This is a genomic window from Pseudomonas silesiensis (genome assembly GCF_001661075.1).
Classification (GTDB): domain Bacteria; phylum Pseudomonadota; class Gammaproteobacteria; order Pseudomonadales; family Pseudomonadaceae; genus Aquipseudomonas; species Aquipseudomonas silesiensis.
On the sequence record NZ_CP014870.1, the window covers coordinates 3,902,473 to 3,924,239 of the forward strand.

Annotated in this window: 22 protein-coding genes and 1 pseudogene; 9 read left to right on the forward strand and 14 right to left on the reverse strand. The window is 62.3% G+C overall.

The features are described 5' to 3' along the window. Positions 1-105: 105 nt before the first annotated feature. Positions 106-507 (forward strand): hypothetical protein, encoded by a 402-nt coding sequence (locus PMA3_RS17285; RefSeq protein ID WP_064678312.1) that lies wholly within the window; start codon positions 106-108, stop codon positions 505-507. 212 nt (positions 508-719) lie between these two features. Further along, positions 720-1,001, forward strand: coding sequence for a DUF3303 domain-containing protein (locus tag PMA3_RS17290; protein WP_064678313.1), 282 nt, complete (start codon positions 720-722; stop codon positions 999-1,001). A 227-nt stretch (positions 1,002-1,228) separates the two neighbouring features. On the opposite strand, the gene ligD is transcribed toward PMA3_RS17290, so the two are convergent. Genes ligD through PMA3_RS17305 form a run of 3 tightly spaced genes read right to left on the reverse strand, consistent with a single transcriptional unit; the run spans position 1,229 to position 6,352 of the window. Beyond that, positions 1,229-3,964 (reverse strand): DNA ligase D, encoded by a 2,736-nt coding sequence (gene ligD, locus PMA3_RS17295; RefSeq protein WP_064678314.1) that lies wholly within the window; start codon positions 3,962-3,964, stop codon positions 1,229-1,231. Next, a complete protein-coding gene (locus tag PMA3_RS17300; protein WP_064678315.1) occupies positions 3,961-4,956 on the reverse strand; it encodes a methyltransferase in 996 nt (331 codons plus the stop codon). Before PMA3_RS17300 ends, ligD begins: the two co-directional genes overlap by 4 nt. 10 nt (positions 4,957-4,966) lie before the next feature. Continuing rightward, positions 4,967-6,352 (reverse strand): iron-containing redox enzyme family protein, encoded by a 1,386-nt coding sequence (locus tag PMA3_RS17305; protein ID WP_064678316.1) that lies wholly within the window; start codon positions 6,350-6,352, stop codon positions 4,967-4,969. Positions 6,353-6,547: 195 nt separating this feature from the next. Between PMA3_RS17305 and PMA3_RS17310 the strand changes: the two genes are divergently transcribed. Continuing rightward, positions 6,548-7,000, forward strand: a complete 453-nt coding sequence (locus PMA3_RS17310) for a cupin domain-containing protein (protein ID WP_064678317.1) — start codon at positions 6,548-6,550, stop codon at positions 6,998-7,000. A 143-nt stretch (positions 7,001-7,143) separates the two neighbouring features. Here PMA3_RS17310 and PMA3_RS17315 read toward each other — a convergent pair whose 3' ends face one another. Beyond that, the gene (locus PMA3_RS17315) at positions 7,144-7,872 is read right to left on the reverse strand and encodes a tellurite resistance TerB family protein (protein WP_064678318.1); all 729 of its coding nucleotides are present in this window, start codon (positions 7,870-7,872) and stop codon (positions 7,144-7,146) included. Between the two features lie 310 nt (positions 7,873-8,182). Between PMA3_RS17315 and pcsA the strand changes: the two genes are divergently transcribed. Beyond that, positions 8,183-8,905, forward strand: a complete 723-nt coding sequence (gene pcsA / locus PMA3_RS17320; RefSeq protein WP_064680735.1) for a phosphatidylcholine synthase — start codon at positions 8,183-8,185, stop codon at positions 8,903-8,905. 6 nt (positions 8,906-8,911) lie between these two features. Continuing rightward, positions 8,912-9,298: a DUF488 domain-containing protein gene (locus PMA3_RS17325; protein WP_064678319.1), complete on the forward strand. Its 387-nt coding sequence runs from the start codon at positions 8,912-8,914 to the stop codon at positions 9,296-9,298. Positions 9,299-9,477: 179 nt separating this feature from the next. Here the strand turns inward: PMA3_RS17325 and PMA3_RS17330 are convergent, their stop codons facing one another. Then, positions 9,478-10,551 carry an NAD(P)-dependent alcohol dehydrogenase gene (locus tag PMA3_RS17330; protein ID WP_064678320.1) on the reverse strand — a complete coding sequence of 358 codons (1,074 nt, stop codon included), beginning with the start codon at positions 10,549-10,551 and terminating at the stop codon, positions 9,478-9,480. A 201-nt stretch (positions 10,552-10,752) separates the two neighbouring features. On the opposite strand from PMA3_RS17330, the gene PMA3_RS17335 reads away from it, so the two are divergent. After that, complete coding sequence (locus PMA3_RS17335) at positions 10,753-11,679, forward strand: universal stress protein (protein ID WP_064678321.1); 927 nt, start codon at positions 10,753-10,755, stop codon at positions 11,677-11,679. A gap of 135 nt (positions 11,680-11,814) precedes the next feature. Here the strand turns inward: PMA3_RS17335 and PMA3_RS17340 are convergent, their stop codons facing one another. After that, positions 11,815-12,627 (reverse strand): class I SAM-dependent methyltransferase, encoded by an 813-nt coding sequence (locus tag PMA3_RS17340; protein WP_064678322.1) that lies wholly within the window; start codon positions 12,625-12,627, stop codon positions 11,815-11,817. 50 nt (positions 12,628-12,677) lie between these two features. Next, positions 12,678-12,947 (reverse strand): DUF4242 domain-containing protein, encoded by a 270-nt coding sequence (locus PMA3_RS17345; protein WP_064678323.1) that lies wholly within the window; start codon positions 12,945-12,947, stop codon positions 12,678-12,680. A 198-nt stretch (positions 12,948-13,145) separates the two neighbouring features. Between PMA3_RS17345 and PMA3_RS17350 the strand changes: the two genes are divergently transcribed. Continuing rightward, a complete protein-coding gene (locus tag PMA3_RS17350; protein WP_064678324.1) occupies positions 13,146-14,138 on the forward strand; it encodes an AraC family transcriptional regulator in 993 nt (330 codons plus the stop codon). An 8-nt stretch (positions 14,139-14,146) separates the two neighbouring features. Here the strand turns inward: PMA3_RS17350 and PMA3_RS17355 are convergent, their stop codons facing one another. The 4 genes and pseudogenes from PMA3_RS17355 to PMA3_RS17365 all read right to left on the reverse strand — a co-directional run bounded on the left by PMA3_RS17355 (position 14,147) and on the right by PMA3_RS17365 (position 16,161). Further along, complete coding sequence (locus tag PMA3_RS17355) at positions 14,147-15,376, reverse strand: cytochrome c biogenesis protein DipZ (RefSeq protein WP_064678325.1); 1,230 nt, start codon at positions 15,374-15,376, stop codon at positions 14,147-14,149. Positions 15,377-15,420: 44 nt separating this feature from the next. Then, positions 15,421-15,498 (reverse strand): annotated as a pseudogene (locus PMA3_RS33655) (outer membrane lipoprotein carrier protein LolA); the annotation flags it as partial. 54 nt (positions 15,499-15,552) lie between these two features. Next, entirely contained in the window at positions 15,553-15,849 is a 297-nt protein-coding gene (locus PMA3_RS17360; protein WP_064678326.1) for a hypothetical protein, read from the reverse strand. A gap of 48 nt (positions 15,850-15,897) precedes the next feature. Further along, complete coding sequence (locus PMA3_RS17365) at positions 15,898-16,161, reverse strand: DUF2790 domain-containing protein (protein ID WP_064678327.1); 264 nt, start codon at positions 16,159-16,161, stop codon at positions 15,898-15,900. A 305-nt stretch (positions 16,162-16,466) separates the two neighbouring features. Between PMA3_RS17365 and PMA3_RS17370 the strand changes: the two genes are divergently transcribed. Together PMA3_RS17370 and PMA3_RS17375 are read left to right on the forward strand one after the other, a co-directional pair. Next, positions 16,467-17,207 carry a response regulator gene (locus PMA3_RS17370; RefSeq protein ID WP_064678328.1) on the forward strand — a complete coding sequence of 247 codons (741 nt, stop codon included), beginning with the start codon at positions 16,467-16,469 and terminating at the stop codon, positions 17,205-17,207. Continuing rightward, positions 17,204-18,517 (forward strand): ATP-binding protein, encoded by a 1,314-nt coding sequence (locus PMA3_RS17375; protein WP_064678329.1) that lies wholly within the window; start codon positions 17,204-17,206, stop codon positions 18,515-18,517. Before PMA3_RS17370 ends, PMA3_RS17375 begins: the two co-directional genes overlap by 4 nt. A 140-nt stretch (positions 18,518-18,657) precedes the next feature. Here the strand turns inward: PMA3_RS17375 and PMA3_RS17380 are convergent, their stop codons facing one another. The 3 genes from PMA3_RS17380 to PMA3_RS17390 all read right to left on the reverse strand — a co-directional run bounded on the left by PMA3_RS17380 (position 18,658) and on the right by PMA3_RS17390 (position 21,727). Further along, complete coding sequence (locus PMA3_RS17380) at positions 18,658-19,416, reverse strand: HvfC family RiPP maturation protein (RefSeq protein WP_064678330.1); 759 nt, start codon at positions 19,414-19,416, stop codon at positions 18,658-18,660. Beyond that, the gene (locus PMA3_RS17385; RefSeq protein WP_064678331.1) at positions 19,409-20,248 is read right to left on the reverse strand and encodes an HvfB family MNIO-type RiPP peptide maturase; all 840 of its coding nucleotides are present in this window, start codon (positions 20,246-20,248) and stop codon (positions 19,409-19,411) included. Before PMA3_RS17385 ends, PMA3_RS17380 begins: the two co-directional genes overlap by 8 nt. A 144-nt stretch (positions 20,249-20,392) precedes the next feature. Then, the gene (locus tag PMA3_RS17390; protein ID WP_064678332.1) at positions 20,393-21,727 is read right to left on the reverse strand and encodes an acetamidase/formamidase family protein; all 1,335 of its coding nucleotides are present in this window, start codon (positions 21,725-21,727) and stop codon (positions 20,393-20,395) included. Positions 21,728-21,767: the final 40 nt, after the last annotated feature.

Below are 21,767 nucleotides of genomic sequence, written 5' to 3' on the forward strand. Positions count from 1 at the left end.
CTCCCGTTCGCGCAGAGGGATTAACAGCGCCTTGAGTTCTGCGCGTAGACGCAGACTCGCAACCCTATGGGCAAACCCGCCCGGAGCGCTCTATGATTGATCCCCATGACGACCACGCCTCCTATCCGCCAACCCTGCCCGCCCGGCGCCTGCGACTGCGGGCGTGACCCGCTGCTGGATACTCCGGGCGCGGACGTGCGCATTCTGTTCCTGACCCGCGCGGAGGAAAAGCGCCTGGTCGAACGCCTGGAAAACCTGCAGAGCCTGAGCGACCTCGAACGATTGCAGCAGCGGATGTACGAGCAGCTGGGCATCCGGGTGGCGATCGCCCCCGGTTTCAACGAAGTGCGGACCATGCGCGGCATCGCCATTTCCATCGGCGAACTGCCGGGACTGTGCCGCAAGACCCGGCAATCGATTCCGGCCGCCATTCGCCGCGGGCTGGAGAAACGTCCCGAGGTTGCCTACGAGCTGCTCAATGCCAACGACCTGTTGCGGGATGCCTGATTGCCGCACCTCGCCTGCTCCACCCTTCGTTCCAGACATGAAAACAGGATCAGCGGTCATACACGGATTCTGGCCTGCTGCTATGCCTTCACATGGGAGCAATCGTTTCAGGCCGGCCAGGACGATGCCGGCAAGACAGGCGTGACCGTGGTCCCGGCGCCAGCCAGGTGCGCGACGATCAACAGGTGCCAGTCCGTAACAGGAGGTGGCGTATGTTATTCATGGTCAGTTGGACAATCAGCCCGCAAAACCGCAACAGCGTGATCCAGCGCTTTCTCGAGACCAAAGGGGCCCCACCCGAAGGCGTGAAGATGCTGGGACGCTGGCATGCCGTCGGCGGCTCGAGCGGGTTTGGCATCGCGGAATCCGATGATGTGGTGCAGATTCAAAAGTGGGTGCTGCAATGGAATGACCTCATGCACATGGAAGTCCATGCGGCGTTGACCGATGAGCAGGCGGCGCCGTTGTTGGCGGCGGCGGTAGCCAAGCAATGATCGGCGGGGCGGCGGGTGCTGCTCGTCGCCCCCTTTGACCACCTGACCCCGTGGCGATTGGTACGTCTACAGACTCCAATCTCGCAGACACCTGCAATACCTGTGGGAGCGGGCTTGCCCGCGATGACGGTGGCACCTGCGACATCACGGTGACTCACAGATCGCTATCGCGAGCAAGCTCGCTCCCACAGTGGCCGGTGTCAGGCTTCAATCCTGAGCGCGGCTCGCTACTTCTTCATCCCCACCCGCCGCCGCATTTCTGCGGTGATGGTCTGCCGGGTTTTCTTCAGCTCCGCCCATGGCTCGTCACCCACTTCCGCGAGCCGCTCCTGCACGTTGTGCACATTCCACTGATTGCCACCCTTGAGCTCACCCACCTCCTCGCGAAAGATCGGCATCGACACCGGCAAGCCGTCGCGAGTCCGCACGGCGTAGGCGCAGATGGTAGTGGCGCCCAGCCCGTTGCGCAGGTAATCGATGAAGATCCGCCCGACCCGGTTTTTCGGGCCGGAGACCGCGGAAAAACGATCCGGCAGCAGTTTGGCCATGTGGCTGACGATGGCATGGCTGAAGTCCTTTACCTCGTCCCAGCCGAGCTTGCGGGTCAGCGGCACCACCAGGTGAATGCCCTTGCCGCCGCTGGTCTTGAGAAATGCCTTGAGCCCGAGTTCATCGAGCACCGAAAGGGTCAGCTGAGTCGCCTCGACCATGCTTTTCCAGGGCAGCGCCGGGTCCGGGTCGAGGTCAAGGACGAAGCGGTCGGGTTTGTCGAGGTTGTCGGAGGTGGCGTTCCAGGTGTGCAGCTCCACCGTGCTCATCTGCACGGCGCCGATCAGGGCTTCGGCGTTGTTGATGATCATCACCGGTTGACCGGTCAGGGCCTTGTCCAGGGTGGTGATCCCCGGAATGGCCAGGCGCTCGGCGTTCTTCTGGAAAAACAGTTCGCCGGCGATGCCGTCGGGGGCGCGCACCAGTGCCACCGGGCGGTCCTTGAGTTCGGGCAATATCCATTCGGCGACGCTGGCGTAGTACTCGGCCAGTTGCACTTTGGTGGTGCCGCTGCTGGCGTCGATCACCCGATCAGGATGGGTGATGCGCACCTTGCCCTTGCCCAGGCCGATTTGTGAAGGTGCGGGTTCGGCGGTTTTCTTTTGGGTGGCTGGCTTTTCAGCGGTGCTTTTTTTTCCAGAGGCGGTTTTCCCAGGGGCGTTTTTTTCAGCGGCAGTTCTTTCAGAAGCAGTTTTTTCCGCAGCAGTTTTTGCAGCGCCAGTTTTTGCAGCCGCAGCTTTTGCAGTGGCGGCTTTTGCAGTGGCAGTTTTCGCAGCAGCGGGTTTCGAGGTTGAAGTCTTCACGGCTTTCGCACGCTCCTCGGTAATGTCTTCGGCAGGTTTGTCATCGCGCAGGCCATGGAACACCGCATGGCGTACCGAGCCTTCCTTGGTCATTTCGGCAAAGGCCACTTCCGCCAGCAGTGTCGGCTTAAGCCAATGCACGCCTTTGGCATCGAAGCCGCTCGGCGGATTGACCACCGACGGTTTCTTCGTCTGCAGGGGTTTGAGTTGCTCGTGGATATGTTTGAGCGTGGTCTCGTTGAACCCGGTGCCGACCTTGCCTGCGTAGCGCAATTCGCCGCTGTCCCGGTCATGCAGCCCCAGCAGCAAGGCACCGAACCCATTGCGCGAGCCTTTGGGATCGGTGAAGCCAACCACCACGAATTCCTGGCGATGCTTGCACTTGAGCTTGATCCAGTCGCTGCTGCGCCGGGACACGTAGGGCGACCCCAGACGCTTGCCGATCAGCCCTTCCATGCGCATTTGGCAGGCGCTGTTGAGCAAGGCTTCCGGCTCTTCGCCAAACGCGTCGGAGAACCGCAGCAGCGGGTCTTCATTGGCGTTGAGTACCGTCGCCAGCGCCGCCCGGCGTTCCTCGACGGGCACTTCGCGCAGGTCCACGCCGTTGAGGTAGGGGATGTCGAACAGGTAGTAAAGAATGGCGCCGCTGCGGCCCGAATCGAACGCATTCTGCAAGGCCTGGAAGTCTGGTACGCCCTGTTCGTCGGCCACCACCATTTCGCCATCAAGCCAGGCTGACTCGAGACCCAGCGCTGCCAGGGCCTCGGCTTGTTTTGGCAGCTTGTGGGTCCAGTCATGACCATTGCGCGTAAACAGTTGGACCTCGCCGTGGTCGATGCGGGCCATGATTCGATAGCCGTCGAACTTGATCTCGTAGCTCCACTCGCCGCCCGGGGCCTTCTCGACCAGGGTGGCCAGTTCCGGCTTGAGCTGCTCCGGCAGCCTGGCTTTGCGGGCACCGGTCAAAGGCGTCGCCTGTGCCTTGGGCGCCGCCGCGGCCGGTTTTTTCACCGGCTTGGGCTTGGCCGCGGCCTTTGACTTTTTAGGCAGGATAGTCCGATCACTGAGCACGCTATCGGGCTCGGCGACGACCACGTCGTATTCACTCTCGGGTTTCGCCGCGCCGTCCTGGTGCTTGATCAAAAACCATTGTTCCTGCTTGCCCGGCATGTGCGTGCGCACCAGGTTCCACAGACCGCCGAGCTTCTCGCCCTGCAGCTCGAACTTGAGCTTGCCCTTGGCGTAGGCCTTGGCCGGATCCTCCTGGGGAATCCATACGCCGCGGTCCCAGACGATCACGTCACCGGCGCCGTAATGCCCTTCGGGGATGCTGCCCTCGAACGTGGCGTAGTCCAGCGGGTGGTCTTCGACATGGACGGCCAGGCGCTTGACCTTGGGATCCAGTGACGGCCCCTTGGGCACCGCCCAGCTTTTCAGGGCGCCGTCGAGTTCCAGGCGAAAGTCGTAGTGCAGGCGCGAAGCGTCATGTTTCTGGATGCAGAATTGCAGCGCATGGTCTTGCGCTTTTTTTTTGCTCGACGGTTTGGCGGCCGGTTCAGAAGTGGCCGAGAAGTCGCGCATGCGGTTGTAATCGTCCAGGTTCTTGTTCATGGCGCACCTGCAGGCGAGCTGACGATTCCCCCGATGCCGGGGCCGATGCGCGTAACGATCAACGCCACCACGCCAATCCGCTCCACGCGCTGGTAGCCTTGGGTCAACAACTCTTCACCGAACACATCGGGATCGAGTTCGCGATAAGTCCAGGCGAACAACGGCGACTCCAGGCGCGGGGCCAGTGCGGCCAGGAACGGGTCGCAACCATCGATCATCGCCACCCCGGTGTACAGCACCAACGAGCCGCCGGGGGCCAGTCGATACAGGGCCTGCTCGACGATTCGCAGTGACAACTGTTCGCCAAACGCCCCGCCGCCGTGGCGGTAGGCACGCTCGGCGGGGTCGGCCATGTAGGGCGGATTGGCGACGATCAAGTCGAAGTTGCCGTCGACATCCTGCAGCACGTCGCTGGCTTCGATGCAGACGTTGGCCACTTCGGCGAGCGCCGCGTTGACCGCCGTCAGACGCAGCGCCGCCGGGTTGATGTCGACGGCCAGCACTTGGGCTTCGCGCCGCGCGCGGGCAATCACGATCGCCCCGACACCCGCGCCGCACCCGATGTCCACGGCGCGCCTGATCGGGGCGAAGTTCTGTTGCAGATGGGCATGTATCAACTGGGCGAAACGGTAGGTGTCGGGGCCGAAGAACACCGCGTCGGCGGCATCGGTGGGGAACCCCGAATGCACGAACAACAGATCATCCAGGCTCGACCAGCGCACATGACTTTTCAGCCGGCCGTTGCTCTCCCCGAGCACGCCCGCCTGTTGCAACTGCCGCTGCTCGTCCGCCGACAACAGGCCGGGGTCGAACGACCGCGACCAGCCGAACACCTCGCGCAGAGTCCTGGCGCTTTGTCCGAATGCGCGATCGTTGACCCGCTGATGGGTCAGTGGCGTCGGTGTGATGAAGCGATAGCCGTCCGCCTGCAAGCGGCGACCCAGCTGCAGCAATGCCAGATCGGCAGCGCCCAATCGTTCTTCCTGATTCATCACAGGCTCCCTATCGAAGGCGGGATTTGAGTTCGATGAAACGTCGGGTGGCGAACAGACCGGCCGGATGAGAATGCCGGTGGGCCGACAGCCACGGGATCAGCACTTGCATCTGCTCGTGAGCGCCAACGCCAGCCAGCGCGCTGTTCAGGCTCTGGATGTCCGGGTCGTTGACCGGCACCGACGTTTCGACCGCGCCATTGGCGCTACCCCGGGGCGTTGCGGTTGAACGCTCAGGCACCCAGTCGCCGGCGATCCAGTCGTGCAGCAACTGCTTTTCATAAGGGCTGAACACCCCGAACATGGCCGCGCCGTCGCCATCGATCAATTGCCAGAACCGGCTGGCTTGCGGATCCTGGTGGCGCTTGATCCAGCCCTTGTTTTCCAGGGCCGCGAGGAAGCCTGGCAACTGCTCGGGTGTCGACAACCATTGATTGACTGTCTTGCCTTCGAAGCGGCAGTAGTCGGAATGCATGTGCTGGCCGAACGGACGTTTGCGCTCGAGCATGTCCAGCACTTCAGCGTACAGGTCGAACGACTCGATGATCGCGCGACTGCCCTGCCCCAGATCGTTGAGCCTATACCCCAAGGCGACCCTGCGCAGGAACGCCTCGCGATCGCCCTCCAGCGGCAATAGCTGCAACACCGACTGCACGGCCTTTTGCGCGTGGCCGGTGCTGGCGTTGTCGATGGTCACGTGCAGGGTGAAATAATACGGATCGATGCCCAGCTCGCTGAGTTCATAGGCACTGATCAGTAAATGCAGGGGCAGTTGTTCGTACCCCAGGTTATAGCCGATGACTTCGGGCAGGCACTCATCGCCGCTCTCACCCAGCGCCAGTTGCACGGCGCCTTGCAGATAACGCTCATCGGGGATCGCGGCGCAGTCCTGTAGGCCATGCTCGGCCAACAGCTTGCGGTAGATCACCACATGATTCTGTGCCGGATTGCCCTCCCCCAGCTCCTCCAGATACGTGCAGATCAGGCCCTCGAAACGCGGGTCGCGCCAGTGCCGCAGCAGGCCGTACAGCCAGGCGCCGTCCACCAGTTTGGTCGGGGCAACGGCCTGCAGGAAAAACAGCGCGTGCGCCTTGTTGCTGAAGAACTGCCGGGGCCCGCCTTCCTTGCGCTGTTGCAGGTAGTCGGCGTACTGCCGGGCGACTGCGAGGCTGTGTTGTTCGACAAAATCTTGCAGCGCCGACAGGTCCTGCGGCAGCTCGTCCGGCAAGTCCGCCGCTCGCTGCAACTGGGTCTGCAGGAAGCGTTGAGCGAGTACATGCCTCTGCTGCGCATCGTCGCTCAGCAGCAGCTGCTGGTAGATTTGCTTAATGCAGCCGGCACCGCCAATCGGGTGTTCGTGGGCAGGCCTGGATTCAAGTCGTGTCAGGGCAGTCATGGATGCAATCTCTCGGTCTGAGGCCAGTGGCAGGACGCTGGATCAGTACGTCTCTACATCAGCAGAGCGACCCCGGCGCAGAAAAATTCCATCGGGGTTAAAAGAGCCCGGACAGACGGCTGCTGGTGCGGCACTTGGCTTGCACTGGAGTGAATATAATTAACCGGTGTGGGGACACTCCCCCGGAGAGCAATCATGCGCACGGTTCATGTCATCGAGTCGGATAAAACCCCCAGGCCGGTGAACGTCGTGGGTGAGGCAATCACCATCCTCGCTGGCGGGGATCTTTCCAAACCTTTCGAAGTGCATATCCAGCAAGGCGTGCAAGGCGGAGGACCGCCGCCGCACTTTCATCCCTGGGATGAGGCTTTTTATGTCATCGACGGGCAAGTGGAAGTGACCGTCGATGGCCAATCCAACACGGTGTCGAGCGGTGGCTATGTGCATATCCCTGCCGGAACCGTCCACGCCTACAAGAACCTCAGCAGCACGGCAAAAATCATCGGCGTGGTGTCCGACCCCCGGGGCGGGCAGTTTTTTGCGGCGATGGATCAGCTCAAGGTGCCGGAGGATCTGGCGCGGATTTTTGAAGTGGCCGAGCGTTATGGGGTTACGTTTCTGGTGCCTAAACCCTCCGCAGCTCTGTAGGGGGGCAGCAGTGAGACCGCGTCATCGTTCTTCGCGAGCGGGCTCGCTCCCACGGTTGACCGAGTCGTATCGGCTAACGCAGTCAACTGTGTGCGAGCCTGCTCGCGAAGAACGATAACGCGGTCTGGTTTTCAAGAGTGCACTCAGGCACCGCCACCCTTCGCCTGCTGCTCCAGATGCACCTGCAAATCCGGATCAATACCCAGCGCCGCCGCCAGTTCATCCAGATAACTGCGCTCGGCGTCCTGCTGATCATCCACCAGCATCACACTGGCTAGGTACATTTCCGCCGCCATGCCGGGATCGGTGGCCGACTGCGCCACATCGGCGGCGTCCAGCGGCCGGGCGACTTCATCATCCAGCCATTGCTGTAACTGCGGATCATCGGTGTGACGACCGATCTCGGTGCTGATCATCTGTTTCTCGGCATCATCGATCCGGCCATCGGCCTTGGCCGCCGCAATCAATGCCCGAAGGATCGCGTGACTGTGGTCTTCGACTTCCGGGCCAGACAGCAGGTCTACAGTGCGCGGTGCCTGTTGCGGTGCCGCGGCCTGGCTGCGTTGCCAGGCTTGATACGCTTGAAATGCCATCATTCCCAGCGACGCCAGCGCGGCGTAGTTGGTGCCACCGCCTGACCGGCTCCGGGTCGAACCGCCCAAGGCTGAGCCGCCGCCCAGCAAGCCACCGAGCAAGCCCCCCAACCCACCGCCGCCAGCGCTGGAACCGGCGCCACCGCCCAACAGGCCGCCGAGCAACCCGCCGAGGACGCCAAGCCCGCCTTGGGCCGAAGCACCACGGCCGCCCTGTTGCGGCATGGCGCCCTGGCCGGCGCCGCGCAGAAGTTGTTCGAGCAGATCGCTGGTGTTCATGACGGCACCCTCTTGGGTTGGAGTGATCCAGTCAGGCAACGATAGTCCTCGCAGACAAATGCGCCACCACCGTTTGGCTGACGTGGAACCCCTGCCGTGCACGCGGCCTACCCTGGCAGAGCGACCAGACGCGCGGGTCCATAGGCCGGCCGATTTATCCGGGGTATTTTAGTGTGGCGCAGCTAAGATTCATGAGTGGTGAACCTTATTCCCGGATTTCCGGTCGATACCTGCAACCCGACCAGGTTTGCCGCCGCCCCCGATAGTGTGGGTGATGACCGGCTTGCTTCACTTTCTGGAGAACGCCCCCGTGATTTCGACTCTACACATCGCCAGGCTCAAAGCATGGGGCGCCCATGGTTTTACCGCCACTGGCGTAGTCACTGCCTTCCTCGCGACCCTCGCCTTGCTGGAAAACCAACCGACCAACTGCCTGCTGTGGCTGGGCGTCGCGCTGATCGTCGACGGGCTGGACGGCGCGCTGGCGCGCAAGGTCAATGTCCAGTCGGTACTGCCGAGCTTCGACGGTTCGGTCCTCGACCTGGTGATCGACTACCTGACGTATGTGTTTATCCCGGCGCTGTTCATCTATCGCTATATCCCGTTGCCGGACTACACGCTGCTGTTGACCGTGTCGCTGATTCTGGTCTCGTCGCTGTTCTGCTTCTGCAACGTCAACATGAAAAGCAAGGACAACTACTTCCAGGGCTTCCCCGCCGCCTGGAACGTGGTCGCCCTCTGCCTGTACATCATCGCCCCATCGCCGTGGATCACCCTGCTCACCGTCATCGGCCTGGCGCTGCTGACGGTGTCCCGGATGAAATTCCTGCACCCGTTCCGCGTGCGCAAGTTCATGCCGATCAACATCGCGGTGACGGCCATCTGGCTGTTGTGCAGCTTGTCGCTGGTGGTCAATCACCCGGTGATCAACCCGCTGGTGATGGGGCTCTGGCTGCTGATGTCAGCTTATTTCCTGGGGATCTGCATCTGGCGCACGGCGATGGAGTGGTTTGAAACGTCGCGGCACAAGTAGGTCGCCATGCCCATTCATATCGTCCGGCTCGGCTCCCCGCGCCTGCCTGATGAAGGCCTGCGGATAGGCACGGTACGCCGCCCGCCCCGGGGCGTGCCGAAGGCCGAGTTCGCCAGCCGCGATTTTTATGATGTGTGGCAGCCGCTGCTGTCGCCCAGTGCGGAACTGGTTGCGCAAGCCAAAACCGCCGAGGACGAAAAGGCGTGGGAGGCGTTTCGGCGCAAGTTCAAGGCTGAAATGAACCATCCAGCGCCGAGCCAATTGCTGGATCTGTTGGCTGCGCTCTCCCATCAGACTTCGCTGGCGGTGGGATGTTATTGCGAGGAGGAAGCGCATTGCCATCGCTCCGTGTTGCGCGAGCTGCTGAAGGCACGCGGCGCCAAGATCGTTTAGCCCCCTACCCCCTGTAGGAGCTGGCTTGTCGGATTGCCGCACCGCAGCGAAGGCGGTGTAACTGACACACCGCGTCGCAAGCTTCGCCAGCAAGCCGGCTCCTACAGGCCTCCCTCGCTGCGGTGCGGCAATCCGACAAGCCGGCTCCTAACAAGGGGTTTGCGTTGGATTGGACGGCTTCAGGGAATAATCGCCACCTTCATCACCCCATCCCGCTGATGCGCAAACAACTCATAGGCCTCTTCAATATCGTCGAGCTTGAACCTGTGCGTCACCAGCGGCGACAGGTCGACCCCGCCACTTTCCACCACCGCCATCAACCGTCGCATCCGCTCCTTGCCTCCAGGGCACAGGGTGCTGACGATGCTCAGATCCCCCAGGCCCGCGGCAAAGGCATCCAGCGGGATACGCAGGTCGCTGGAGTAAACCCCCAGGCTGGATAACCGGCCACCCGGGCGCAGCACCCGCAGCGCGGACTCGAAAGTGCCCTGGGTGCCCAGCGCCTCGATGGACACGTCAACGCCACGACCATCGGTCAGGGCCATGATCTGCGCGACCACGTCGCCGTCCTTGAAGTTGATCACATGGGTCGCGCCCAACTGTCGCGCTACGCTCATCCGCTCGGGCACGGCGTCGACGCCAATGATGGTGGTCGCCCCTTTGAGACGCGCACCGGCCACGGCACAGAGACCGATTGGCCCGAGAGCGAAGACCGCGACGGTATCGCCGATGCTAACCTCTCCCCGCTCCGCGCCGGAAAAACCGGTGGACATGATGTCCGGGCACATCAGCACCTGTTCGTCGCTCAGGCCGTCGGGAATCGGGCACAGGTTGGCCAGCGCATCAGGCACCAGCACGTATTCGGCCTGACAGCCATCGATGGTATTGCCGAACTTCCAGCCGCCAGCTGCCTTGAAGCCGTGGCGGGTGTCCGCGCCATCCTGTGAACCGCAGCCACAGAGGCAGGCATAACTTTGTCCGCTGGGAGTGATGGCGCCGGCAATCACCCTTTGCCCCTCGACAAAGCCGCGCACCTGAGAACCGAGCCGCTCGATGATGCCCACCGGTTCATGACCGATGGTCAGCCCTTTGGCCACGGGGTACTCACCGCGCAGGATGTGCACGTCGGTGCCGCAGATAGTGGTGGTGGTGATGCGGATCAGCGCATCCAGCGGCCCGACTTCGGGGATCGGCTTGTCGTCGAGCACGATGCGATTTTTCTCAACGAATATCGCGGCTTTCATGGTTGCCATGGCAATTCTCCCAAGTGTGCGCGTGCACATGAGTTCAGCACGAACCGCAGCCTGCGCCGGGTTGACAGACGGAAGGTTGATCATGGTCAATACTTAGGGATTGAATGGCTATGAAATGACTGCACATCGGGCGGCAAGGTCGCAACCCCTGGTCGTTACAGCGGTGCCGCCACCTGCTCGTCAACCCACGGGAGGTTTGTCATGTCTGAGCAATCACGATTCATGCTGGTCGCCTCGCCCCTGATGGAACACAGCCCCGCCTTCGACCGCGCCGCGGCGCTGGCCAAGGCCGAAGATGCGGCGTTGCACATCGTCGCTTTCGATTATCTGGAGGGGCTGGCGACTGCCAGTCTGGTCAACGAAAAGGCTTTGGAGCAGATGCGCCTGGGCTACGTCGACCGCCATCGGCAGTGGCTGGAGGAACAGGCCCGCCCTCTGCGCAAGATCGGGGTGCACGTCACCACCGAGGTCGCCTGGGTCGAACGCCCGCTGGAGGAAATCCTGCTGCACCTCAAGGAGCAGCCGATGGACGTGCTGATCAAGGCGCTGGAGCATGAATCACTGTGGTCGCGGCTGATGTTCACCCCGCTCGATGTGCATTTGCTGCGTGAGTGTCCGGTGCCTTTACACTTCGTCAGCCACGCGGTGCACGCCTTGCCGCGAAAGATCGTCGCCGCGGTCGATCCCTTCCATCGCGACGATCACTACAAGACTTTCAACGACCGGATCCTGCATGAAGCGGCGAAACTGGCCAGCGCCTGCAATGCCGAGCTCGACGTAGTGTATGCCTATGATCTGTCCTCGATCAGTGCGGACGAGTTCGGCTTCGACAACGGGTCGGCGTTTTTCTCGTCGGGCAAGGCCAAGACCCTGTACGACTATCAGGAAGACGCCTTCCACGAACTGGCCGAGCGCAACGGCATCTCGCCGGAGCAGCGGCACATGATCATGGGCAGTCCGGGCAAGGTTCTGATCCGCTTTGCCGAGGCCTATGACACCGATGTGATTGTCATGGGGCGGGTCGGCCATCGCGGGCTGGGCCGGCTGATCGGCAGCACGGTGGAGCATCTGCTGTACAAAATGCCGTGCAGTGTGTGGGTGGTGTATACCGAGCGGCTGGATGAGTGAAAAAACGACCAGACACCGCATACCCCTGTGGGAGCGAGCTTGCTCGCGATGGCGGTGTGTCAGTCGCCATTGATGTTGGCTGACACGCCCCCTTCGCGAGCAAGCCCGCTCCCACATGGGATCTCTGTCAGATCCTCAACGCCTTGTGATCACCACCTCAAGGTACTCACTCGGCACCACCATCGACTTGTCTCCCGCCCGGTTCAAGCGGTTCAGCAACTCGGTCAGGTCATTTTCAAAGGCCTGGGCGCCTTCGGGAGGCAGTGCCGCGAACGCCTTGTGGACCGGGCCGTACCAGGTGCGGAACGTGTCGATGAAATGCGCGGCCGAGCGGTAGCGGAAGTTGAAGTGCTTGCGCGTCACCTGCAGCAGAAAGTCGCGCTCATCGAATTGCGCATGCAGCCACGCCTCGGTGCCCCAGTTCGAAGGCGGTTGCGCCCCCGGCGGTGGCGGCATATGGCGGCCCAGGGTCTTGAACATCTGGCCGACGAAGCCTTCGGGTGTCCAGTTGGCCAGGCCGATCCGGCCGCCAGGACGACAGACCCGTGCCAGTTCCGCGGCGGCCTTAGGCTGGTCCGGCGTAAACATCACACCGAAGGTCGACAGTACGGCGTCGAAGCTGGCGTCCTCGAAAGGCAATGCCTCGGCATCGGCCACCTGGAACGTCACTTCCAGGCGTTCTGCCCTGGACCGGTCTTCGCCGCGCTCGAGCAGCGCCGCCACATAGTCGGTGGAGGTGACATGGCAACCACGGCGGGCGGCGGCCAGCGTCGCATTGCCATTGCCGGCGGCCACGTCGAGCACGCGTTCGTCGCAGAGCAGGTCGCAGGCTTCGGCCAGTTCCTCGCCGACGATCTGCAACGTGGTGCCGATCACGGCATAGTCGCCGCTGGCCCAGGAGGCCATCTGGCGGTTTTTCAGGGCAGTAAGATCAATGGGTGTACTCATGGAGACTGTCTCTGGCGGGTTGGAACAACGGGTCAGCAACGGGCGCTCGATTACTCAGCCGTCGTGGGATCGATGATGTTCATGACCTGGGATACGCTGTTGGCCGGGAAACCACCCTGCCTGGCATGCTCCCGGATGAGCTCCTCATTCGGCGCGATGTACACGCAGTAGATCTTGTCGCCGGTGACGTAACTCTGCAGCCATTGCACTTCCGGCAGATCGCGCAAGACTTTGCGCGACTTTTGCGAGATGGCTTTCAGATCCCGTTCTGACAGTGTTCCAGCGCCTGGGATTTCGCGTTCGATGACGAACTTCGGCATGGCAACCTCTCATTCTTGTTATTGATGACAGGGTCGGCTAACCCTGTGGGCCAACTATCGCGCCGGGGAACGCCGGCGTCCTGCCCGATCGTCGGCCAACCCTGTCCGATCGTCCGGAGAATTCACGTCCTGCCGCGACAGGCTCACAATCAGACTCACCCTTGAAAAGCGTCATCCGAGTACAGGGGAAAAACCATCATGGACGCCCTGTCCCAGACCCTGCGCGTCGTCCGCCTGGTCGGCGCGATCTTCATCAACGCCAGGTTCACCGCCCCCTGGTGCTACCAGTCGCCCAGTGCCGACACCGCGGCGCCCTTCCTGGAGCCCGGCGCCGAACGGGTGGTGATCTTCCACTTGATTACCGAAGGCGAGTGCTACGTCGAGCTGGGTGCTGACCCGCCCCTTCTGCTGACGGCTGGCGACGTGGTGGTGTTCCCCCAGGGGGACGCCCATCGCATGAGTTCCAGGCCAGGACTCCCGCCCGCCACCGGCTCCCGGCTGGATGTGGTGCTGGCGCGCCGTCCCCGGCAGTTGAGTTATGGCGGAGGTGGCGCGGTCACACGCCTGGTGTGCGGCTATCTGGCGTGCGACACACGGCTGGCGGGCATGCTGCTGACCGGGTTGCCGCCCATAGTGAGGGTCAACGTACGTGGTTCGAATGCCGGGATCTGGCTGGAATCCTCGGTGCGTTACGCGCTGGCCGAAGCTCGCTCGCCCCGCGCTGGCGGCGAAGGTGTCCTGGCCAAGCTGGCCGAGGTGCTGTTCATCGAGGTGTTGCGCCTGTACATGCACGAACAGGGCGAAGGCCGGACCGGTTGGCTGGCGGGCGTGAACGACCGGATCGTCGGCGCCGCCCTGAATGCGCTGCACAATAAACCCTGTCATGCCTGGACGCTGGAAGAGCTGGCGCGCACCGCCGGCACCTCAAGATCGGTGTTGGCGGAGCGCTTTCAGCTACTGGTAGGGATTTCGCCGATGCAGTACCTGACGCAGTGGCGGATGTTGCTGGCGGCGAACCTGTTACGCAGCAGTAACAGTTCATTGATGCGGATTGCCGAGGAAGTGGGTTACCAGACCGATACGGCATTCAGTCGGGCGTTTCGTCGTGAGTTCGGCGCCCCCCCGGCAGCGTGGCGACGCAGTCAGGAGAAAAAACCAATGGCCCACGGCGCGCAGCCTGTGAGCCATTGATCCAAGGTTCATGCCGCTGGAGGGAGGGCTTTGGCGTCGGCCTTGGCCTCTTCCAGCAACTGCTGGATCATCTTCTCCTGGGTCTCGTAGCGGCCTTCACCGAAGTGGGTGAAACGCACCTGGCCCTTGGCATCGATCAGGTAGTGAGCGGGCCAGTACTGGTTGTCGAAATTGCGCCAGATCGCATAGTTGTTGTCGATCGCCACCGGGTAGGTGATGCCGAGCTTCTTCACCTGATCCTTGACGTTGGCGATGATGCGTTCGAAGCCATATTCGGGGGTGTGGACGCCGATCACCACCAGGCCATCCTTCTCGTATTTCCTGGCCCAGTCCTTCACGTACGGCAGGGTGTGCTGACAGTTGATGCAGTCGTAGGTCCAGAAATCCACCAGTACCACTTTACCTTTAAGGGATTCGTTGCTCAGTGCTGGCGAGTTGAGCCATTCGACCGCGCCGGAGAGGGATGGCATGGCACCTTGGGCGTTATCCATCAACGAGTCGGCCTTGACCTTGCTGACGAAGTAATCGACCACTTTCGGTACGGTCTCCAGCACCCCTTTCTCGAGGCTGCCGAGGCCTTCGGACGAGGTGCCGGCCAGCAATGTCTTGTCGGCACCGGTGGAGATCACCGCCGCGGCGGCCAGCACGGCCACACCGGCACCACGACGCAACCAGCCGGTGACCGGGATCGACCCTTTCAAGCGATTGACCAGGCCGCGACCGGCGAAGATCAGGGTGCCCAGGGACAACGCACTGCCCAGGCCGTAAGCCACCAGCAACAGACTGGTCTGGGCGTTGGCGCCTTGCAGCATGGCACTGGTGAGGATGACACCGAGGATCGGCCCGGCGCACGGCGCCCACAGCAGGCCGGTGGCGACGCCGATCATGACCGAGCCCAGCGGGCCGGACATCTTGCGGGTGTTGGGGTCGAGGCGATTGCCGAGCAGGACGAACGGACGCGCCAGCCAGCCGCCGACACGGGCGGAAATCAGCGACAGGGCGAACAACGCCATCACGATCAGGGCAACGTGGCGACCGGTGCTGCTGGCTTGCACCACCCACTCGCTGCTGACCACCGCCAGGCTGGAGATCAGGGCGAAAGTCAGGACCATGCCCCCGAGGGTGAGCAGAATCGAAGACCGCGTGCGGTCGACCCCGGCAAACAAGAACGGCACGACCGGCAGGATGCAGGGACTGAGGACGGTCAATATGCCGCCCAGGAACGCGATGAGTAACATGGGAATCACCTTGAAAATAGAGTGGCCGATATATCGCCATTCTCTGTAGGAGCGAGCTTGCTCGCGAAAAACCTGAGAACGCCGCGGGGTGTCAGACTTCCAGCGTTATCGTTGACGACCATCGCGAGCAAGCTCGCTCCTACAGGGACATGTTCACACAGCAACAGTGTCTGGCTTCAGGCAGTCTGGTTATCCAGCAATTGCCCCTGCGGCGTCCGGCTGCCACCATTCTCTGCAACCAGTTGCCCTTGCGGCGTGCGGCTGGAACCATCAACCGCTACCCATTGCCCCTGCGGCGTACGGCCGGAACCATCCTGTGCCAGCAAGGCATCGGCGCCCTGCTTCGCCACCGGGGTCAGCTGGAAGCAGGTGCTGCTGCCACAACCACCTTGTTCCACGGCGGCATTGGCATGGGCGGCAGCGCCAGCCAGGGTGAAGGCGACGGCGGTCAAAAAGCGCGAAAGGTTGTTCATGATGTTCTTCCTGTTGCAAAGGGATTGGGCAATCGGCCAGCGAAAGACTCAGTTGTCGTCGTTGCAGCCATCAGCAAACTTGCGGTAATCCAGGACCTGGGTTTTATTCCCGGAGTCCAGATAGGTCAGCTGCGCATTTACAATCCCGCAGGAAGGCGCGGCGTCCTGTTTCATCGAGATCACCTTCTTGATGTCCAGGTGCGTGCCGTAGGTGTAGGTATCAGGGGTGACCTGCGCTTCGGCACGGGCCGACAGGGTGCAGATGTTCAGTGCGGCAAACAGGCAGGCGGCGACGACGGCTTTGGTGTTCATGGTGATTTCCTCAAGGCTTCAATGGGTCAATCGTTGATTGGGCCGGGGCGTCCTGGTTTGCCCCGATGGAACCCATTAGAAGCCCGCGAGGTATCTCGTCTGTGTCGAAAACAGCCGCGTGTAAATCGATACGTATCAGAGGCGCCCCCTGATACACAGCGATACAAAACCACAGAAAAACAGTGTTTTTGCGTCTGCATGTATCCGCCGCCACACCAGATACACTGCAATACAAAGGGCTGCGGGCAAGCGTGCCAAGGCTCGATAGACTGCGCGACATCCCCCGTTTACAGAGGCCTGGCCCCATGGAACACGTCGATCACATTCTCATCGTGGACGATGACCGCGAGATTCGAGAGCTGGTAGGCAACTACCTCAAGAAGAACGGCCTGCGCACCACGGTCGTGGCGGATGGGCGGCAAATGCGCGCGTTCCTCGAATCCACGCCGGTGGACCTGATCGTGCTCGACATCATGATGCCCGGCGACGATGGCCTGATGCTCTGCCGGGAATTGCGCGCCGGCAAACACAGGGCCACCCCGGTACTGATGCTCACCGCGCGCAATGATGAAACCGACCGCATCATCGGCCTGGAAATGGGCGCCGACGATTACCTGGTCAAGCCGTTCGCCGCCCGTGAACTGCTCGCCCGCATCAATGCCGTACTGCGTCGTACGCGGATGCTGCCGCCGAACCTGGTGGTCACCGAAAGCGGGCGTTTGCTGGCCTTTGGCCGCTGGCGCCTTGATACATCCGCCCGGCACCTGCTCGATGACGACGGCACCATGGTTGCGCTCAGTGGCGCCGAATACCGGCTGCTGCGGGTGTTCCTCGATCATCCGCAGCGGGTGCTCAATCGCGACCAGTTGCTGAACCTGACCCAAGGCCGCGACGCCGACCTGTTCGACCGTTCCATCGACTTGCTGGTCAGTCGCCTGCGTCAGCGCTTGCTGGACGATGCCCGCGAACCGGCCTACATCAAGACCGTGCGCAGCGAAGGCTATGTCTTTTCCCTGCCGGTGGAAGTGCTGGGTGCGCCGTCATGAACCTGGCGATACGTTGGCCCCGGACCCTCGCCTCTCGGTTGTCGCTGATTTTTCTGATCGGCCTGATCCTGGCGCAGGCCTTGTCCTTCGGCGCGCAGTATTACGAGCGTTACGAAAGCGCGAAAAACACCATGCTGGGCAACCTGGAAACCGACGTATCGACCTCCATCGCCATCCTCGACCGCTTGCCGGCCGAAGAACGTGCCAGCTGGCTGAAGCAACTGGAACGGCGCAATTACCGCTATTTGCTGGACGAGGGCTCACCGGGCATGCCCATGAGCGATACCCCGATCGCGGTGACCTCGATCAAGGACGCCATCGGCAAGGATTACCCGATGACCGTTACCGACATTCCCGGGCCGATAAAACACTTCCAGGTCCACCTGAAGCTGGCTGACGGCAGCCCGGTAACCATCGATGTGCGACCGGCGATGCTGCCGTTGTCGCCGTGGTTGCCCATGGTGTTACTCGGCCAACTGGCGCTGATGATCGCCTGCACCTGGCTTGCCGTGAAAATCGCCATCCGCCCCCTTACCCGCCTCGCCCAGGCGGTGGAGACCCTGGACCCCAATACCCACGCAGTACACCTGGACGAGAAGGGTCCGACTGAAGTCGCCCATGCCGCCAAGGCGTTCAATGCCATGCAGGCGCGCATCGCCGCCTACCTCAAGGAGCGGATGCAACTGCTGGCGGCGATCTCCCACGACCTGCAAACCCCGATCACCCGCATGAAATTGCGCGCCGAGTTCATGGACGATTCCAGCGAAAAAGACAAACTGTGGAACGACCTCGGCGAGATGGAACACCTGGTGCGCGAAGGCGTGGCCTATGCCCGCAGCGTGCACGGTTCCACCGAGGAGAGTCGCCGCACCGATCTGGATTCGTTCCTCGACAGCCTGGTGTTCGACTACCAGGACATGGGCAAGGACGTGCAGCTGAGCGGCAAGAGCGACGCGGTGATCAACACCCGGCCCCATGCCTTGCGCCGGGTGCTGGTGAACCTGACGGACAACGCACTGAAGTTCGCCGGTGCCGCCGAATTGTGGGTGGAGTCCAAGGCAGACGGCAGTTTGTCGGTGAAGGTGATGGACCGTGGCCCCGGGATTGCCGAAGCGGAACTGGCCCATGTGATGGAGCCGTTCTACCGCGTGGAAAATTCACGCAACCGCAGCACCGGCGGCACCGGGTTGGGCCTGGCGATTGCGCAGCAATTGGCGTTGGCGCTCGGGGGGTCGTTGACCTTGAGTCATCGTGAAGGCGGGGGGTTGTGCGCGGAGCTCAGGTTGCCGGGTAGTAAAGCGGGGCGTTGAAAAATCCTAATGTAGGAGCGAGCTTGCTCGCGATAAACTCAAGCACATCACGGGGTGCCAGGCTTACAGCGTTATCGTTGACGACCATCGCTAGCAAGCTAGCTCCTACAATTGATTTGTGGTGGTTGGGCGATTGCGCCCTAGGCGATGACGCCCACCACCCCTTCCCCATGCATCTGCCGCAACAATGCCAGCCCGCTGTCGATGAACGCAGGCGACCCGGTAGCCCCCGCCTCCACCGCCAGCCCTTCCAGCTGCGCGCGGCCGTCGAGTTCGGGGAACTCGCCGATCCGCTGCAACAACCGCCATGCCAGCGGGCTCAGTTCGGAAAACTTCACGTTCCAGTCCTCGGTCCGACGCACCAACAGCAGCGTCGGCTGCACCGGCGGCGCTTCAGGTCGAAAATCGGGCCCGACCAGTTGGACTGGCCAGGCATAGGCCAAGGGCCAGGCCAGCGGCGAAACCTGCAGCGGCCGATCCAGCAGCAACCCGGCATCGCTGGCCGGCAACGGCTCGGCTTCGACCTGTTGCAGCGCCATCTCGATCCACTCGTAGTGTGCCAGTTCAACCATGAACGGCGGCCACGGCCCTTCGCCCAAGGCTTGCGGGGCAGGCGCGAGGAACTCGACAAACTCCTCGGCGATTTCGCCGAATTTCGGCGTGCGCGCGCGGTAGTCCCGCATGAAGGTCCGCACCAGCGAACGCCAGTGCTCATCCCCAAGCACCTTGATCAGCACCGGAAAGGTCCCGCCGAGCAACGATGACAGGTTCGAGAACACCAGGTCCCGGTAAACCCCGGCCCGCGCCACGTCCATCCCGGCCGGTGGCGGGCAATGCTCGGGATCGCGCAAGTAAAGGCCCATCGTCGTTTGCTGCTGATGCAACGAGTGCTTATCCACGGTTCACCTCCACGGCTTGCAGGCGGCGGATAGTCTGCAATTCGGCCACCAGTTCCGAGAATGCCGGGAAATTGAAATCCCGTTCCAGCAAGGTCGGCTGCGCGCCGAACAGGTCGTAAGCCTGGGCCAGCAACGACCAGACCACCGGTTTGACCGAAGCGCCGTGGGTGTCGATTTTCAAGGTATCGGACTCATCGAAGTGCCCGGCCACGTGCATCGCCACCACCCGGTCCGAGTCGATACAGGCGAGAAAGGCCTGGGGATCGAAATCGTGATTGATCGAATTGACGTACACATTGTTGACGTCCAGCAACAGGTCACAGTCGGCTTCGCGCAGCACCGCATTGGTGAAGGTCACCTCATCCATGTCCTGCTGTGGCGCGGCGTAATAAGAGACGTTTTCCACCGCCAGACGCCGACCGAGAATGTCCTGGGACTGACGGATCCGCGCGGCCACGTGATGCACGGCTTCCTCGGTAAACGGCAACGGCAGCAGGTCGTACAGGTGACCATCGTCGCTGCAGTAGCTCAGGTGTTCGCTGTACAGAGGCACCTTGTAGTGATCGAGAAAAACCCGGACTTCTTGCAGAAAACCGACGTCCAGTGGCGCCGGACCGCCCAGAGACAGGGACAAGCCGTGACAGGACAGCGGATAGCGCTCGGCCAGGGCCCGCAACGCATGACCATGGGCACCGCCAATGCCGATCCAGTTCTCCGGCGCGACTTCCAGAAAGTCGAAATCGCCCATCGGCGCCGCTTGCAGGTCTTTCATTAAACCGCGCCGCAGGCCAAGCCCGACGCTGGCTTTCGCTGATGTGAGGGGGGTGTGCATGATGTCGATCTCAAGGGTTGCCGGAACGGAATCCCAGTTAAGCGCAGGGGTGTATCGAGTCTGTGTTGCGCTGCGGCAGAAAATCGCAGCGCTTGTATCGTCGGCGGGTCTGTACACACTGTGGTACGAACCCGCCGTTTGGCGTTATGCCAGGTCGTATTTTTCGCGCACCAGATGGCCGATGCCGATGCGGTCGAGCACCTTCATCGGGCACAGGAACGTCACGCGGACGGTGCCCGGCAAGCGGCTGATGTCGATCGAGCCCGTGATGGTCGTGCGGTTGAGTACTTCGTCATACGGCAGGCCGGTGACTGCGGCCGCGCGTTTCAAGCCGTTTTCCACGGCCACATTGAGGTTTTCGCCGCTGCCGATGAAGGTGATCGGGCCACTCTGCTCGATCTCGATCTGGCCCCAGCGCTCGCCCAGTTCACGGACTTTTTGCTGTTGCCCGGCATTCATGGGACGGGCCATCGGCGGCAAATCGTCGAGGTTTTGCAGCAGGATCGGCCCTTCCAGCGTCAGGTTTTTGATCACCTCCACCACCACTTCGGTTTCCCCCGAGCAATCGGTGGCATGGCCGGCAATCTCGCCGTTGCCCTGCTGGGCGTGCATGTCGCCCATGTACACGCCGGCACCCGGCACCTTGACCGGGCAGATCAGGACACAGCCTTCGCGGATCGAGTTGGTGTCCATGTGGCCATCGGTCTTGGCCGCGTGCAGCTCTTCGCGGGTCATGCCGAAACGGTGGGGTGCATCGATCAGGTACTGGCCGAAATCGGCGCAGTTGTGGGAGTCGGGCAAGTCACGGGATGGCGTGGTGCCGATGTTGCCGAGGAACGGCCGCATGTGCGCCGCAACGCCGGGCATGTCGGCGCGGGCCAGGGACAGGATCGAGTGCTGGGCGGCGAATTCCGGCAGTGCCGACATTTCGCTGGCCTTGCCCGCCAAACGGTTGGCGATGTCCTGATTGACCGTCAGGCTGACCTGATTCTGCGCATCGAACACGATCACGTAACCATGGCTGAAGCGAAACGCGCTGACTTCGGCGCCACAGGTGTTGCAGCGAATCGAGTCCTCGCCAATGCCTTCGACATGACTGGCCGGGTGTTCGGTGCCGCACTTGGCGCAGAACTTGGAGACGAACGGGTCGCCGTGATAACGCCCTTCAACGAAACTCATCACCCCTGACGAAGTGGCCAGCGAGGTGACGCGCATGCTTTTGATCTTGATCGCCACCGCGTCGCCGATGTCGGCCCCGGCAATCGCCACCGGTTGCGTCACTTCGTGGCCACCTTCAAAGGCCGGCGTGATCATCGGCCCCCAGCAACCCGGCGGCGTGCCGGTGATCAGAGTGCCGCCTTCGGCCAGCGGACCCAGCATAGGCTGGCTCGGGCCGATGAGGCCGTTGGTGTACTGGTCGACACGCAGGCGATTGACGGGAGAGTGTTTCAAGGCAGGTTCAGACAGGATCGTGGTCATTATTGTCCCCTTAACGGCATCAGAAGCGAAACGGCCGCCC

Coding starts and splice junctions, on each gene's coding strand:
- PMA3_RS17330 (WP_064678320.1), bottom strand. CDS start 10,551: ATGGCAACCATGAAAGCCGCGATATTCGTTGAGAAAAATCGCATCGTG.
- PMA3_RS17355 (WP_064678325.1), bottom strand. CDS start 15,376: ATGTTACTCATCGCGTTCCTGGGCGGCATATTGACCGTCCTCAGTCCC.
- PMA3_RS17300 (WP_064678315.1), bottom strand. CDS start 4,956: ATGAATCAGGAAGAACGATTGGGCGCTGCCGATCTGGCATTGCTGCAG.
- PMA3_RS17350 (WP_064678324.1), top strand. CDS start 13,146: ATGGACGCCCTGTCCCAGACCCTGCGCGTCGTCCGCCTGGTCGGCGCG.
- PMA3_RS17315 (WP_064678318.1), bottom strand. CDS start 7,872: ATGAACACCAGCGATCTGCTCGAACAACTTCTGCGCGGCGCCGGCCAG.
- PMA3_RS17390 (WP_064678332.1), bottom strand. CDS start 21,727: ATGACCACGATCCTGTCTGAACCTGCCTTGAAACACTCTCCCGTCAAT.
- PMA3_RS17340 (WP_064678322.1), bottom strand. CDS start 12,627: ATGAGTACACCCATTGATCTTACTGCCCTGAAAAACCGCCAGATGGCC.
- PMA3_RS17310 (WP_064678317.1), top strand. CDS start 6,548: ATGCGCACGGTTCATGTCATCGAGTCGGATAAAACCCCCAGGCCGGTG.
- PMA3_RS17345 (WP_064678323.1), bottom strand. CDS start 12,947: ATGCCGAAGTTCGTCATCGAACGCGAAATCCCAGGCGCTGGAACACTG.
- PMA3_RS17290 (WP_064678313.1), top strand. CDS start 720: ATGTTATTCATGGTCAGTTGGACAATCAGCCCGCAAAACCGCAACAGC.
- PMA3_RS17305 (WP_064678316.1), bottom strand. CDS start 6,352: ATGACTGCCCTGACACGACTTGAATCCAGGCCTGCCCACGAACACCCG.
- PMA3_RS17375 (WP_064678329.1), top strand. CDS start 17,204: ATGAACCTGGCGATACGTTGGCCCCGGACCCTCGCCTCTCGGTTGTCG.
- PMA3_RS17370 (WP_064678328.1), top strand. CDS start 16,467: ATGGAACACGTCGATCACATTCTCATCGTGGACGATGACCGCGAGATT.
- PMA3_RS17285 (WP_064678312.1), top strand. CDS start 106: ATGACGACCACGCCTCCTATCCGCCAACCCTGCCCGCCCGGCGCCTGC.
- PMA3_RS17335 (WP_064678321.1), top strand. CDS start 10,753: ATGTCTGAGCAATCACGATTCATGCTGGTCGCCTCGCCCCTGATGGAA.
- PMA3_RS17325 (WP_064678319.1), top strand. CDS start 8,912: ATGCCCATTCATATCGTCCGGCTCGGCTCCCCGCGCCTGCCTGATGAA.
- PMA3_RS17360 (WP_064678326.1), bottom strand. CDS start 15,849: ATGAACAACCTTTCGCGCTTTTTGACCGCCGTCGCCTTCACCCTGGCT.
- PMA3_RS17385 (WP_064678331.1), bottom strand. CDS start 20,248: ATGCACACCCCCCTCACATCAGCGAAAGCCAGCGTCGGGCTTGGCCTG.
- ligD (WP_064678314.1), bottom strand. CDS start 3,964: ATGAACAAGAACCTGGACGATTACAACCGCATGCGCGACTTCTCGGCC.
- PMA3_RS17365 (WP_064678327.1), bottom strand. CDS start 16,161: ATGAACACCAAAGCCGTCGTCGCCGCCTGCCTGTTTGCCGCACTGAAC.